Source organism: Cereibacter sphaeroides 2.4.1 (assembly GCF_000012905.2).
GTDB classification, from domain to species: Bacteria; Pseudomonadota; Alphaproteobacteria; order Rhodobacterales; family Rhodobacteraceae; genus Cereibacter_A; species Cereibacter_A sphaeroides.
The window spans coordinates 186,074-199,125 of record NC_007494.2; the positions used below are offsets into that span (position 1 = coordinate 186,074).

The 13,052-nt window shown below is 68.5% G+C and carries 13 protein-coding genes; 4 read left to right on the plus strand and 9 right to left on the minus strand.

What is annotated here, in order from left to right; all coding sequences use genetic code 11:
• Positions 1 to 338 precede the first annotated feature (338 nt).
• Positions 339 to 1,943, minus strand: coding sequence for an FAD-NAD(P)-binding protein (locus RSP_RS16340; protein WP_011339072.1), 1,605 nt, complete (start codon positions 1,941 to 1,943; stop codon positions 339 to 341).
• 659 nt (positions 1,944 to 2,602) lie between these two features.
• Here RSP_RS16340 and RSP_RS16345 point away from each other — a divergent pair.
• The gene (locus RSP_RS16345) at positions 2,603 to 3,442 is read left to right on the plus strand and encodes an SMP-30/gluconolactonase/LRE family protein (RefSeq protein ID WP_011339073.1); all 840 of its coding nucleotides are present in this window, start codon (positions 2,603 to 2,605) and stop codon (positions 3,440 to 3,442) included.
• 342 nt (positions 3,443 to 3,784) lie between these two features.
• Here the strand turns inward: RSP_RS16345 and RSP_RS22670 are convergent, their stop codons facing one another.
• The gene (locus RSP_RS22670; protein WP_235896956.1) at positions 3,785 to 4,033 is read right to left on the minus strand and encodes a DUF2243 domain-containing protein; all 249 of its coding nucleotides are present in this window, start codon (positions 4,031 to 4,033) and stop codon (positions 3,785 to 3,787) included.
• Positions 4,034 to 4,328: 295 nt separating this feature from the next.
• On the opposite strand from RSP_RS22670, the gene RSP_RS16355 reads away from it, so the two are divergent.
• From RSP_RS16355 to RSP_RS16365, 3 genes are all read left to right on the plus strand, one after another.
• Positions 4,329 to 4,910 carry a hypothetical protein gene (locus RSP_RS16355; RefSeq protein WP_011339075.1) on the plus strand — a complete coding sequence of 194 codons (582 nt, stop codon included), beginning with the start codon at positions 4,329 to 4,331 and terminating at the stop codon, positions 4,908 to 4,910.
• A gap of 649 nt (positions 4,911 to 5,559) precedes the next feature.
• The gene (locus RSP_RS16360; protein ID WP_011339076.1) at positions 5,560 to 5,868 is read left to right on the plus strand and encodes a DUF485 domain-containing protein; all 309 of its coding nucleotides are present in this window, start codon (positions 5,560 to 5,562) and stop codon (positions 5,866 to 5,868) included.
• Positions 5,865 to 7,595 (plus strand): cation acetate symporter, encoded by a 1,731-nt coding sequence (locus RSP_RS16365; protein WP_011339077.1) that lies wholly within the window; start codon positions 5,865 to 5,867, stop codon positions 7,593 to 7,595. The genes RSP_RS16360 and RSP_RS16365 overlap by 4 nt, the downstream gene beginning before the upstream one ends.
• A 64-nt stretch (positions 7,596 to 7,659) precedes the next feature.
• On the opposite strand, the gene RSP_RS16370 is transcribed toward RSP_RS16365, so the two are convergent.
• The 7 genes from RSP_RS16370 to RSP_RS16400 are packed head-to-tail and all read right to left on the minus strand — an operon-like array spanning position 7,660 to position 13,050.
• Complete coding sequence (locus tag RSP_RS16370) at positions 7,660 to 8,001, minus strand: NIPSNAP family protein (protein ID WP_002723669.1); 342 nt, start codon at positions 7,999 to 8,001, stop codon at positions 7,660 to 7,662.
• Between the two features lie 9 nt (positions 8,002 to 8,010).
• Positions 8,011 to 9,009, minus strand: coding sequence for a YeiH family protein (locus RSP_RS16375; protein WP_011339078.1), 999 nt, complete (start codon positions 9,007 to 9,009; stop codon positions 8,011 to 8,013).
• Positions 9,006 to 9,686: a fumarate hydratase C-terminal domain-containing protein gene (locus RSP_RS16380; RefSeq protein ID WP_011339079.1), complete on the minus strand. Its 681-nt coding sequence runs from the start codon at positions 9,684 to 9,686 to the stop codon at positions 9,006 to 9,008. The genes RSP_RS16375 and RSP_RS16380 overlap by 4 nt, the downstream gene beginning before the upstream one ends.
• Positions 9,650 to 10,612: a fumarate hydratase gene (locus RSP_RS16385; RefSeq protein WP_011339080.1), complete on the minus strand. Its 963-nt coding sequence runs from the start codon at positions 10,610 to 10,612 to the stop codon at positions 9,650 to 9,652. The genes RSP_RS16380 and RSP_RS16385 overlap by 37 nt, the downstream gene beginning before the upstream one ends.
• The gene (locus RSP_RS16390; RefSeq protein WP_011339081.1) at positions 10,609 to 12,372 is read right to left on the minus strand and encodes an L-aspartate oxidase; all 1,764 of its coding nucleotides are present in this window, start codon (positions 12,370 to 12,372) and stop codon (positions 10,609 to 10,611) included. The genes RSP_RS16385 and RSP_RS16390 overlap by 4 nt, the downstream gene beginning before the upstream one ends.
• Position 12,373: 1 nt before the next feature.
• On the minus strand, positions 12,374 to 12,718 hold the full coding sequence (gene sdhC / locus RSP_RS16395) for a succinate dehydrogenase, cytochrome b556 subunit (protein ID WP_011339082.1): 345 nt from the start codon (positions 12,716 to 12,718) through the stop codon (positions 12,374 to 12,376).
• Positions 12,715 to 13,050, minus strand: coding sequence for a succinate dehydrogenase (locus RSP_RS16400; RefSeq protein WP_002723680.1), 336 nt, complete (start codon positions 13,048 to 13,050; stop codon positions 12,715 to 12,717). The genes sdhC and RSP_RS16400 overlap by 4 nt, the downstream gene beginning before the upstream one ends.
• Positions 13,051 to 13,052 lie beyond the last annotated feature (2 nt).

A 13,052-nucleotide genomic window follows, 5' to 3' on the forward strand; every position in this document is an offset into this window, starting at 1 on the left:
CACGGGGCGGAGGCGATCCGGCGGGAGTATCCTTCCGAGGATGAGGGGAGGGCGACTGCGCCGCCGCATGGCGCGCGAAGGGTGCCGCATGCAGGATCCGGCCGAAGCGACCCCGGGCGATATTCAGCAGTCTGACTGAACCCGGGGGACCGACGTCTCGGAGCCCCCTCCCGGGATGCACCGTGAGACATGAGCGCCCTGACGAGACGGCCTCGCAGTGTGGATCCTTCAGGAGCAAGGTTCTGGCGCAATGCTCCTCGCGCCCGGCCCTGCGGATCCTCAGATCTGCAGTCTCCACCGCAAGCGGCTGAGCCTGTGTCTGCCGTCCCAGACCATCTTCAGCCGGTCGCCACGACAGGAGCGGAAGATCTCCGACCGCCCTGGGCAGCACGGTCGCCCACGGCCTGAGAGATCCCGCGGGCAATCGTGGCGCCGATTTCGGCGCTGGCGGTGATGCCTTGGACGAAGGGCCGATCGTGCATCAGGTAGGGGATCGCGGCCAGGTGCGCGTGACGGTCATAGTCGGGAACGCCGACGAGGGCGAAGTCGGCGTCCAGCTCGGGGATGTCCTGTTTCGATCCCATCAGCGCCCGCCGCAGGCTCGGGAAGGGCATATCCCTGCTTTCCATCGGCTTCTGGCCTCGTGCGTCGATGAATACCGGAAACACATGCGTCTTTCCCTTGGCGTGGATCACCGTGCGGTCGGGCTCGCGCTTCAGCTCGTAATCTTCGCCGAGCGCCAGAACCGACAACAGCCCGGCATCCCGGAGCGCCAGAAGGCGTCGGATGGATTCGGAGGGCACGGCGGCGTAATTGTCGACGAAGACCTTCTTCAGCCCGCCATCGAACCGCTTGCGATCCGCATCGCCCAGATGCGGCACCAGCGTTTCCACCTTCTCGTGCATCCGCAGCAGGGCATATCGCCAGGGGACGGTGATCTGGTGCGCCTTGTTGTGTTCGACCTCCTCCAGATTCCTGCGGGCCCAGCGGAAGGGATCCTGCGCCTCGCGCGCCGCGAAATAGGCATCGCCGAAGGTGTCGGCGGTCAGCGTGGCCAGCCCGATCCGGTCGGCATAGGCAGGGTCGGCTTGCGCGATCTCCTCCTGCAACAGCGCGAAGACCCGATCCAGCGGGTCCGCCTGCGCGGCGCACTGTGCCACCGCGTCGTCGGTCATCACCTGCAGGGGTTCGTAGGGGATCGGGCACCAGAAATCGGCCTCGGGCAGCACGCCGGACCAGGACATCAGGGTCAGATGCAGGCCCTCGGTCGCTGGTTCGAAGGTCAGCTCCTCACCGTGCCGGCGAAACCGGCCGTGCTGGTTTGCCACCGCCATCGCCGCGTCGATGGAACTGAGCGAGGTGCCCATGATGCCCACGGACACCGGCGGAACCTCCGCCTGGATCAGGCCGGACCACGGGCTGGGGAAATAGCTGCGGGTCGCTTCATCCGCGTCGGGAAACACATGTCCGGTGGCGAGGATCACACGGTCGAACGGGCCGAACTCGCGCTCGGCCGCGCGCAGGAACAGGGCATCGTTGCGCGCGATGACGTCCGTAACCTCGGTAGTCTCGAGCACCTCGGTGCGGGCGCGGTGACGATCCAGCAGAGACAGCAGCTGATCGCGGAAATACTCTCCCAGCAGCAGACGCGGCGTGAACTGGCGGTCATCCAGCTCGGCCCGGTCAAGGCCGTAGGCGCGGAGCTTCGCGTCCGGCTGACCCTTCAACCAATCCAGATAGGTGGCCTCGATGGGCGGGATCTCGATGCTTGCGATATTGGCCAGCATGGATTTGCTGGCCGCCTCGGGTGAGTAGGGCAGGCCGATGCCCGCCTTCTCGCCCCGTTCGAACAGGGTGATGTGATGCGAGGGGTCGGTCTGGATGAGGTTGAAGAAGGTGTAGATGCCCGTGGGCCCGGTTCCGACGATCGCGACACGCGCCATGCGACTCCCCTGAGATTGGTGGTCGGAGAACCCGCCGCGCGGCGCGGCGGTTCCCCGGCCGGCAGTCTCCTGTCCGCAGCCTCCCTGTCGCATCGCGATCAGTGTGGTTCGGTCTAGCCCCCCGCTGCACGGGACAGGTCGCCGGCGGCCGAAGCGACGTCTCGTCGATGTGCGGGAGGCAGGGGCGCGTGATCCGGGATTTCTCCCGAGCCACGGTCGGCGCGTCATCCATGATCGCGGACCGGACCGCATGCGGCTGGCGCGGGAAGGCGGGCAAACTGGGCTGCCCCGGCAAGGCGAGACGGCGAACGTTCAGGTTCTCGAGGCCGACCTCAGGACTACCGCACGAAGGGTCTTCCCGGCCATCGCGGTCCGCGCAAAGACCAGCCGCAATTCGGGAGTCTTGATCTGGCCGGCCGTGTCGAATGACCGAACCGTCCAGATTTCTCGACGCGTTGGTGCGGAGGTTCGGCCCGAGGGACGCGCGTGCAGGCAGGGGCTCCGAGCCGTGTCCCTGCGAGCGCGCCGGCCTATATGGTCCGGTTGCCCCTCGACATCCCGGAGGACCACATGCCGACCGACATGCCGCTTTATCCAGCCATCGCGATGAGAGGGACGTGCGAGGTCCCGTCCCGGGTGCTGCCTGCCACAGGTGCGGCATGAGCTGGGAAGTGTTCGATCCCCGCGTCTGCGGCCTGGGCGAGGGGCCGCTCTGGCATCCCGAGCGGCAGCAGTTCCTCTGGTTCGACATCCTCGGACGGCGCCTGCTGGGTGAGGGAGGTGCGGCCTGGACCTTCGACCGGGCGGTCACGGCGGCGGGCTGGATCGACCGCGACCGGCTGCTCGTCGCCACGGAGACGGGGCTCGCGGTCCTCGATCTGCAGAGGCGCACGCTCGACCCGCTGCTGGCGGTCGAGGCGGATCGGCCCGAGACGCGCTCGAACGACGGGCGCGCCGACCGGCAGGGCGGGTTCTGGTTCGGCACGATGGGCAAGGAAGCCCAGTCCGGGGCGGGCAGCCTCTACCGCTACCACCGTGGACGCATTGAGCGGCTGGTGGAGGGCCTCACCATCCCCAACGCGATCTGCTTCTCGCCCGACGGCCGGACGGCCTATTACTCCGACACGGACCGGCAGCTGGTCTGGACCCAGCGGCTCGATGCCGAGGGCTGGCCCGTGGGCGAGCGGGAGCTCTTCCTCGATCTCGCGGACGAGGGGCTCAATCCCGATGGGGCGGTGATCGACGCCGAAGGCGGCTTCTGCTGCGCCGCCTGGGGGGCGGGGGCGGTGCTGCGGTTCGATGCGCGGGGGCGGCAGACGCACCGGCTTGCCGTCGGCGGGCGGCAACCCTCCTGCCCGGCCTTCGGCGGGCCGGAGTTCGACCGGCTCCTCGTGACGACGGCGACGGAAGGGATGGAGGATCCGGGCCCGGGCGAGGGCCTGCCCTACCTCCTGCGGCCGGGTCTCCGCGGGCTGGCCGAGCCGCGGGTGACGCTCTGACGCGGCCGGGGTCACTCTGATGCCGGGAGCGCCTCCTGTCGATGTGAGTTCCTGTCGGACGCGGAGAAAGGGAGAGGTTCCGCGGCTATCGCGCCGTGCTCGAGGTGCCAGCAGTCCCTCCTGCCTCAGGCAAGGCCCCTGTGGTTGAGCGAAGCTCGGGCGACGCTTCGTTCCCGGATCTCGCGTCTGCCGGCGCCGGATCGTGGGGGACCTGGTTGCGATGTCATGGGCTCCTTGCTCTCCGTTTGCGCCAGAGCCTCCGGCCGCCGACGCGCATCGCCGTGGCCGGGATCGGGAAGGCCATGTCCCGCTGGGTCCACTGGCTCCGCGGGACCGTCTCGGTCACACGGTGATCCCGAGGACCTGGTGGCTCGCGACCCCTTTCGCGGAGGCTGAAGAGGCCGAACCCCATGACGACCGTGCCGGGGAAGGCGCGGGCCAGAGCGCGTGCGGCCGTCGGGCTGCCCGCCAGAGAAGGACGAGCCCTCCCAGCAGGCAGAGATAGGTGGCCGTGTGGAAAAGCCTGTCGAGCTGCGTGTTGAGCTGGAGGTTCTCGACGCTGTGCGGCGGATAGCCGGCACTCGTCGCCATGTGATGCCATTGCAGGATCCGGTGCGGCACGATGCCGTCGAAGAAGCCGCCGAGGCCGGGGAGGATGCCGGCGCCGGGGGGGGAAGCGTGGTCGGTCGATGGCCACTCCCGGGGATGCGTCCCGAAGGAACCGGAGGCGCGCCGTCCCGTTCCCAAAGGCGCGTGCCGCCCTGCCGGAGCGACCCGCCGCGCAGGCGCGCCGGGGCCTGCGCATCGGCTCTGGCGCGGGAGGGCCCGTGCCTCTATCGCTGGACGTGACCGCACCCTCTCGCCTGCCTCAGGATCGGAGCCAGACTTGACCTCTGCCGCCCCCGCCGCTTCGCCTGCCGCCGCCCCGGTCACCGCCGAGGAGCTTGCCGCGGCCTTTCCGCATGTTCTGGCGGCGCCGAAGACCGACGCGCCGATCGCGAGCCTCTGCTGGCGGGCCCGCTTCAATGCCCGGAGCTTCCCCGACCGGCTCCTCCTGACCCGCGGCTGCGGCGTGCCGGGCGAGCGGTGGCGCAAGCATCCGTGGCTCACCCTCCCGGACGGCTCGCCGGATCCGCGCATTCAGGTCTCGATCCTGCCCACCCGGGTCTGCGACCTCGTCTGGCGCGACCGCACCGGCACGCCGCATCCCGGCGACACGATCGTGGCCGATCTCGACATGAGCGAGGCCAACCTGCCCACGGGCAGTCTTCTGCAGGCGGGCACTGCCGTGCTCAGGGTCTCGGATGTCTTCAACGACGGCTGCGTGAAGTGGAAGGTCCGCTACGGGCGGGCGGCGAAGGACTGGATCGTGGCCGAGGGCCATCCGCCGCTGCGGCTGCGCGGGGTGCTCTGTTCGATCGAGCAGAGCGGGGTGGTGCGGCTTTCGGACCGGCTGCGCAAGCTCTAGCCGGACGTCCGCAGAGACGGAAAGCGGGCGTCCCAGACGAGGCTTCAGGCCGGACACCGCCCTGTCGGAGCGCGCCCTGCGAATCCTGCGGCCGGACGGGCGCAGTCGTCTTCTCCGATATCGCGTTCCAAGGCGTCTGGTGGCGCTCTCCCGGACGCTTCCCGCGCCGCGGACGCCGGAGGAGTCCGTCCTCGCGACCGGGCGGCGGTTCTGCGGTGGCGGCCTCGTGTCCTGAGGCCGTCAGTCTCTAAGTGGGCCTGCCGTCTGAGAAATGGCTTCCGCACCGTCATCCTTCTCGCGGATGCAGGAATGCCGCAGCGCGGCGTTGCGCGCGGCGGTCCAGCGGCTCAGGCTTGCGGATCCTTGCCTGTAAAGAAATTCACAAACTAAATCATTGTATGTAAACATTTTTCAAATTATCAGATCCGGGAACGGGCGCCCCAGACGTTCGGCCAAGTGCCGGTCCTGCGGCGCCCGCGTGAAGGGGGATGGAGAACGGACAGGGCCGTTTCGCCGCGGAGCAGCATTGCGCCCGCGACCGAGGACGCTCGTCCGGAGAGATCCCTGGGGAGCGTCCGGGCGGGATCTCCGACCGGTCGTTTCCCGATGAGAAATGGTGGCGCACCGGGTGGAGCGAGAGGGGTCACGGATGAAAACGAACTTGGTGGATCGGGTCCTGGCCGATCCGAATTACAGGCTGCTGAAGGCGCGCCGGTCGCGCCTCGGCTGGTGGCTGACGGCGGCGCTGATGCTCGTCTATTACGGCTTCATCCTGCTGATCGCCTTCGAGAAGCAGGTGCTGGCCACGCGGATCGGCGCGGGCGTCATCACCTGGGGCATCCCGGTGGGCTTCGGCGTGATCGTCTTCACGGTCGTCATCACCGCCTTCTATGTGATGCGGGCCAACCGCGAATTCGACGATCTGACCGAGAAGGTCCGGCGGGGGGCGATCCAATGAGCCGTCTCACGTCTTCGCGCCGCCTTGCAGTGGCCATGGCCGCGCTGATCCTGCTGCCGACGCTGGCGCTGGCCGCGGGCCCGGATCTGGGCGAGGTCCAGAAGCAGGCCACGAACTTCACCGCCATCGGCATGTTCGCGGCCTTCGTGGTCTTCACGCTCTTCATCACCAAATGGGCCGCGGCCAAGACCAAGTCCGCCGCCGACTTCTACACCGCGGGCGGCGGCATCACCGGCTTTCAGAACGGGCTCGCCATCGCGGGCGACTACATGTCGGCGGCCTCCTTCCTCGGGATTTCGGCAGCCGTGATGGCCTCGGGCTTCGACGGGCTGATCTATTCCATCGGTTTCCTCGTGGGCTGGCCGATCCTGACCTTCCTCATGGCCGAGCGGCTGCGGAACCTCGGGCAGTTCACCTTCGCGGACGTGGCGGCCTTCCGCTTCGCCCAGACGCCGGTGCGCGTGTTCGCGGCTTCCTCGACCCTCGTCGTGGTGGCCTTTTACCTCATCGCGCAGATGGTGGGGGCGGGGCAGCTCATCAAGCTTCTCTTCGGGCTCGAATATTGGGTGGCGGTCGTCATCGTGGGCGGGCTCATGATGATCTACGTCCTCTTCGGCGGAATGACGGCTACGACCTGGGTGCAGATCATCAAGGCCTGCCTCCTTCTGGGCGGCGCCACCTTCATGGCCGTCATGGTGATGATGCAGTATGGCTTCAGCCTCGAGCGGTTCTTCGCGGCAGCGGTCGAGGTGAAGGCGCAGATCGCGGCCCAGACCCCGGGCACCACGCCCGAGGATGCGGCGGCGGCCGGACAATCGATCATGGGGCCGGGCAAGTTCATCACCGACCCGATCTCGGCCATCTCCTTCGGCATGGCGCTGATGTTCGGGACCGCGGGCCTGCCGCACATCCTGATGCGCTTCTTCACCGTGCCGGACGCCAAGGAGGCGCGGAAGTCGGTGATGTGGGCGACCACCTGGATCGGCTACTTCTACCTCTTGACCTTCATCATCGGCTTCGGCGCGATCACCTTCGTGCTGACGAGCCCGGGCTTCCTCGACGAGACGGGCGCGCTGGTGGGCGGCAGCAACATGGCGGCGATCCATCTCGCCAAGGCCGTGGGCGGCAACCTCTTCCTCGGCTTCATCTCTGCGGTGGCCTTCGCCACGATCCTCGCGGTGGTGGCGGGCCTGACGCTCGCCGGCGCTTCGGCCGTGTCGCACGACATCTATGCGACGGTCATCAAGAAGAACAAGGCGGGCAGCGCCGCGGAACTCAAGGTCTCGCGTTATACGGTGCTGGCGCTCGGCGTGCTGGCGGTGGCTCTGGGCATCGTGTTCGAGAAGCAGAACATCGCCTTCATGGTCTCGCTCGCCTTCGCCATCGCGGCTTCGGCCAACTTCCCGGTGCTGTTTCTGTCGGTGCTGTGGAAGGGCTGCACGACGCGGGGCGTGGTGATCGGCGGCTTCATCGGCCTCGTCGTGTCGGTGGTGCTGACCGTGCTCTCGCCCTCGGTCTGGGAGGCGACGCTGGGCTATGACAAGGGCTCGGCGCCCTTCCCCTATACCTCGCCCGCGCTATTCTCGATGACCGCGGGGTTCGTGGGGATCTGGCTCTTCTCGACGCTCGACCGCAGCCTGCGCGGACGGCAGGACCGGGCGGGCTTCGTGGCGCAGCAGGTCCGCTCCGAGACGGGCATCGGGGCCGCGGCCGCCTCCGCGCACTGAAGCCTTCAGAAAACGAGCCTGCCGCCCTTCGGGGCGGCAGGCTTTTTCGTGCCGGCGGGACGGATCAGGCCGCGGCCTGAGGCTCGCGCCAGCGCTGCGCCTCGAGGAAGGGCGCGGGCAGCAGGAGCTTGTTCTCGACCCGCACCACCAGGGGGCGCATCTGGCGCGCGTAGGACTGCCACTCGGGCGAGGCCTGCAGCGCCTTCCTGCGCTCGTGCCGCTCGTCGAGGCTCTCATAGCCCCACATGTGCACGATCTGGTTCAACGGCCCGAAGTCGGTGTAATAATAACCCACCATCCGCCCGAGGATGCGGACCTGACACTCCATTCCCTCCTCTTCGTAGAGCTTCAGGAAGACCGGCACCTGCCCGGCATGGAGGGTGTAGATTCTTTCGTCGACGAACATGATGTCTCCTCAGAACAGAAGGCCGATGAGCCCGAGCGCATAGAGCGCGAGCAGAAGCGTGAGCGTGCAGATGAGCAGGATCGGCCGCCCGCCCACCGCCGCGAGGCGTCCGAGCGAGGTCTTGGTGCCGAGCGCGGCAATGGCCACCACGAGGCACCAGCGCGAGAAGGAGAGGAGCGCGACCTTCACCTCTTCGGGCACGAGACCGGCCGAGCCCAGCACGACGAGCGCCGCGAAGCCCAGCACGAAGAACGGAATGGGAAGCGCGCCGCCCTCGCCGCCGCGGCCCGTGCCCATGACGAGCGAGAGGCCGGTCACGATCGGGATCAGCAGGGCCACCCGCAAGAGCTTGACGAAGACGGCGGTGTCGCCCGCCTCCTGCGAGACGGAATAGCCCGCGCCCACCACCTGCGCCACATCGTGGATCGTGGCGCCGAAGAAGACGCCTGTCGCGACGTCGCCCAGCCCCAGCCGCTCGGTCAGGATCGGATAGAGGATCATCGCGACCGTGCTCAGGGCCGTCACGCCGATCACGGTGAAGACGGTCGCGCGCTCCGTCCCCTCGCGGCGGGGCAGGACGGAGGAGATCGCGAGCGCCGCCGAGGCGCCGCAGATGCCCACCGCGCCGCCGGCAAGGATGCCCATCTGCAGGGGCAGGCCCAGAAGGCGCGCGAGCAGCAGGCCCGAGCCGATCGTCACCGCCACACCCGAGACGGCGATGGCGAGCACCTCTGGGCCGGAAGCCATGACCTGCTGCACGGTGATGCCGAGGCCGAGGAGCGCCACCCCGAAGCGCAGGAGCTTCTTCGAGGCGAATTCGATGCCGGGAAGGCAGCGGCTGCCCGGCTCGCTCAGGAAGTTCAGCGCCATCCCGAGCAGAAGCGCCATCAGCATCACCGGGATGCCGTAATGCTCCGACAGGAAGGTCGCGGCGAGCGCGACCGTGACGGCGCACAGAAGGCCCGGCACGAGGAGCGTCACGGGCGAGGCGAGGGCGAGAACCGTCATCCGATCAATTCATCGCTGCGGTCGTCGGTCTCGCCGAAGCGGCGCAGCACGGCGGGCTTCGTACCCTCGTAGACGCGGGCGAGGTTCTGCGAGACGCGCTCGTTCTCGCGCTCGAAGAGGCTGTTGCCCTCGAGGTCGCTCTCGACGATGAAGGGGCCCATGTTCTCGGCCTCGAGCACCCACATGGCCTGCGCGAGCCCCAGATCCTCGCGCCAGTGGAGCGCCTTCACCCGCTTGATGCCGCGTCCGAGCAGCGCGCCCGTGCCATAGCCCACGGTGGTGAGGTAGATCGCGCCGTTCGGCACGAAATGCTCGCGGTAGTCGGCCGAGGTCATGCCGCCCTTGCCGATGATGAGCTTCGCGCCCGACAGGCGGAACCACTCGCCGATCCACTTGCTGAAGCGGAACGAGGCGGTGGCGGTGACCGCGCCCATGGTGAAGGAGCCGTCGGGCTCGACCGTTGCCGCGGGCGAGCAGTGGAAGTTCGCGGCGCTCTCGCGCGGCAGATCCATGGGCAGCGCGTCACCCTGCTCGCAGGCGCGCATGTAGACGCCCTCGCGCGCGGTATAGATCAGCCCGTCCAGATGCACGACATCGCCGATGTGCAGCCGGGCCAGATCCTCCCGCGAGGGGGTGGTGCTCAGGCGAATTCGTTTTGGTCCTGCGGAACGGTCCATTCCACTGTCTCCCGGCGTTGATAATCGGTGAACCAGTCGGGGTCGGTGCGGTATTCGACGCGACCGTCCCCCCAGAGGCGCGCGACGGCGCGGCGCGAGGAGAGGCAGAAGGCATGGACGCTCATCTGCATCCCGCCCGTGTGGCAGTAGCCCACCTCGATGTTGCAATCGACCACCATGGACTTGCCCACGAAGCCCATGGCGCCCATGCCGATCGAGTTGCCGAGTTCCTTCAGCTCGCCCTCGAGCGCCGCGATGCGCGGATCGGAGTTGCGGCTGCCCACGGTGCGCAGGCAGGCCGCGCGCTTGCCCAGCACCATGCAGGCATCCTTCGACCCGCCGAGCCCGATGCCGATGATGGCGGGCTGGCAGGCGAGGCCGCGCTTGCCGAAGGCCACGAGGCTGTCGAGGAAGAAGCGCCGGATCCCCTGGATCCCGTCCGAGGGGAAGAGCATCCGGTAATCGGTGCCGAAGAGCCCGCCCTTGTGCACGGTGATGAGGTCGATCCAGTCGCCGCCCGGCTCGAAGCCATATTCGATTTCGGGCGCGCCGATGCCCACATTGTTGTCGTGGTCGGTCCGCCAGAGCGGATGGACCCGGTTCGGCCGCAGGGGGATGTCATGCGTGGCGCGCGCCGTGGCACGGCGCAGCGCCGCCTCGAGCGCGATGGGCCCGCCCTCGATATGCGCCTCGTTGCCCATCTTCACATACCAGCGCGGACAGCCCGTGTCGCCGCACATCGCGCGGCGGTCCTCCTTGGCCGCCTCGTAATTCTCGAGCATGGCCTGCAGCACGAAGGAGGAAAGGTCGCCATCCTCGACCGCCGCCGTGGCCTTCAGCCCGTCGAGATAATCTTCGGGAATTTCGATGGCGGCCTTTTCCATCAGCCGCTCGGCCGTCCGCTGGATCAGATCGAGTGAGATCATTCCGCTGCCTTTACCAGTGTGGTGGGTTCATCGGCCGGCAGGATCGTCTCGCCGGGCCGCACGATGGTGAAGCGCACGGGCTCGCGCGTGACGGGCAGCTCGTCGCCCGACCGGCGCACCTGCGTGAAGTAGGAGGCGTCCAGATCGCCCGCCTCGGGGTGATCCTCGCGGTAATGCGCCCCGCGCGAATTCTCGCGCGCAAGGCCCGCCGTGGCGATGGCCTCGGATATGTCCACGAGCGAGCGCATGTTCAGCCAGTCGTGCCAGGTGAGGTTGAAGGCGAGGTTCGCGCCATCGACGCCGGTCTCGGCCAGTTCCGCGCCGATGGCCGCCACCCGCGTGAGGCCGCGCTCGAGGCCCGCGCCGGTGCGCAGGACCCCCACATCCTCCCACATGGCCTCCTGCAGCGCCTCGCGCAGCACTTGCACCTGGCCCGGCCGCTTCGAGAGCGGCGCCATGGCACGGTCGATCTCGGCCGCGAGCACTGCCTCGTCCGCGGGGCGCAGATGGCGGATCGAGGCCACCTCGGCGCCCATCACGTCGCCCGCGATGCCGCCGAAGACGGTGGAGTTGGCGACACCGTTGCCGCCCAGCCGGTTCGCGCCATGCGCGCCGCCCGCATCCTCGCCCGCGACATGCAGCCCGTCGATCTCGGTGCGGGTGTCGGGATCCACCACGACGCCGCCCATGAAGTAATGCGCGGTGGGCACCACCTCGACCAGCCCGCCGGCCAGATCGAAGCCGCAGTCGGCGCAGCGCTTGACCATGCCCTTGAAGCGGCGGCGGACATCGTCGGGGCCGAGATGGGCCATCGAGATATAGACGCCGCCGTTCTCGGAGGTGTTGCTCTTGCGCATCTCGGCATAGATGCCGCGGCTGACCACGTCGCGCGTGGCCCGCTCGCCCGCCGCATCATGGTCATACATGAAGCGGTGGCCGTGCCCGTTCAGCAGATGCCCGCCCGCGCCGCGCAGACCTTCCTCGAGGACGGTGCCCGTCATGCGCGTGCCCGGCCCCGCGAGTAGCCCGGTCGGGTGGAACTGCACCATCTCCATGTCGCGGAGCGGCAGGCCCAGACGCAGCGCCATCGACAGCCCGTCCATCGTCTTGTCGCCCGATGGCGTGTGATACTTGTACATGGTGGGCCCGCCGCCCGTGGCCATCAGCACCTTCTTCGCCCGCACGAAGCGGAAGCGGCCCGTGCGCATGTCGATGAAGAGCACGCCCGAGATCGCCCCGCCGCCCTCGGCCGGGATGAGGCCCACGGCGCGATGCTCCTGCAGCCGCTCGATCGGACGCGCGAGCACCTGCTCCATCAGCCGGTTGATGATCTCGATGCCGGTCAGATCGCCCTTGTGGACAGTCCGGTCGGCGGTCTGGCCCGCGAAGGCCTTGTGGTGCAGCGTGCCGTCCGGGTTGCGGTCGAAGAAACAGCCGACCTCGTTCTCCAGTTCGCGCACCCGCGTCACCGCCTCCTGGCAGAGCCGCCAGGCCATGTCCTGATCGGGCAGCCACTTGCCGCCGTGGATCGTGTCCATGAAGTGCCGCTCGACCGTGTCGCCCGCGCCGAGCGCCACATTATAGCCGCCCTGCACCATGCGCGTGCAGCCGCATTTCCCGAGAAGCCCCTTCACCGCAATGGTGATCCGGGTGCCCGTGGGCGCGCTCTGCTGGGCGTGGAGGGCGGCAAAGAGCCCCGCGCCGCCCGAGCCCAGGATCAGGATGTCGGTCTCCTGCCGTTCCAGCCGGTCGTGCTGCATGTCAGATCGCCCTCAGAAGGAAGGTCGCGGCCACGAGGAAGGCGCCGGCGACGGTGGCGGCGGCCAGCGTCTTCTGCCGCCCGCTCCAGGGCAGCATCTCGAGCGCGAGAAGCCGGAGGCCGCCGAAGAAATGGGCGGCGAGGAGGAAGACGAGGCCGAACTCGGCCATCTTCACCAGGGGGTTCTGGGTCCAGAGTCCGAAGCTGTCGAACCCCTCGGGGTCGGTCAGCACCATGGCCAGCATGTAGAAATGCACGGGCAGGAACAGCGCGAGGCCGAGCCCCGAGAGGCGGTGGACGAGATAGGCGAGCCACAGAGGGTGCGAGCGGTGGGCGAGCGAGATCATGCGAGCGTCACCGCATGAAGGGCGCGCAGGCCGAGGATCAGGAAGACCGCACCCACCGCGAGGGTGAAGAGGTCGAGGAGCGGGCGGTTGCGGAGCGTCAGCGTCTCGGCGAGGATCACCCGCAGCCCGATGGCCGCATGGATCGCCGCCGCCACGAGGAAAAGGCCGTAATAGAGCGCCCAGCCGAGGCTGCCCTGCGTCCGCGCAAGGATCTCGCCCGCGCTGATCCCGCCCTGCACCGCGTAGATCATCAGCGCCAGATGGCCCAGCACGAGGGGCGCCATCACCAGCGCCGAGAGCCGTTGCAGCATGTAGAGTCGCAGATCGAGCATGG

Excerpts from the sequence above, each read along its gene's own strand:
- RSP_RS16360 (WP_011339076.1), top strand. The coding sequence starts at position 5,560 with ATGAAAACGAACTTGGTGGATCGGGTCCTGGCCGATCCGAATTACAGG.
- RSP_RS16390 (WP_011339081.1), bottom strand. The coding sequence starts at position 12,372 with ATGCAGCACGACCGGCTGGAACGGCAGGAGACCGACATCCTGATCCTG.
- RSP_RS16385 (WP_011339080.1), bottom strand. The coding sequence starts at position 10,612 with ATGATCTCACTCGATCTGATCCAGCGGACGGCCGAGCGGCTGATGGAA.
- RSP_RS16375 (WP_011339078.1), bottom strand. The coding sequence starts at position 9,009 with ATGACGGTTCTCGCCCTCGCCTCGCCCGTGACGCTCCTCGTGCCGGGC.
- RSP_RS16340 (WP_011339072.1), bottom strand. The coding sequence starts at position 1,943 with ATGGCGCGTGTCGCGATCGTCGGAACCGGGCCCACGGGCATCTACACC.
- RSP_RS16345 (WP_011339073.1), top strand. The coding sequence starts at position 2,603 with ATGAGCTGGGAAGTGTTCGATCCCCGCGTCTGCGGCCTGGGCGAGGGG.
- RSP_RS22670 (WP_235896956.1), bottom strand. The coding sequence starts at position 4,033 with ATGGCGACGAGTGCCGGCTATCCGCCGCACAGCGTCGAGAACCTCCAG.
- RSP_RS16370 (WP_002723669.1), bottom strand. The coding sequence starts at position 8,001 with ATGTTCGTCGACGAAAGAATCTACACCCTCCATGCCGGGCAGGTGCCG.
- RSP_RS16380 (WP_011339079.1), bottom strand. The coding sequence starts at position 9,686 with ATGGACCGTTCCGCAGGACCAAAACGAATTCGCCTGAGCACCACCCCC.
- sdhC (WP_011339082.1), bottom strand. The coding sequence starts at position 12,718 with ATGATCTCGCTCGCCCACCGCTCGCACCCTCTGTGGCTCGCCTATCTC.
- RSP_RS16400 (WP_002723680.1), bottom strand. The coding sequence starts at position 13,050 with ATGCTCGATCTGCGACTCTACATGCTGCAACGGCTCTCGGCGCTGGTG.
- RSP_RS16365 (WP_011339077.1), top strand. The coding sequence starts at position 5,865 with ATGAGCCGTCTCACGTCTTCGCGCCGCCTTGCAGTGGCCATGGCCGCG.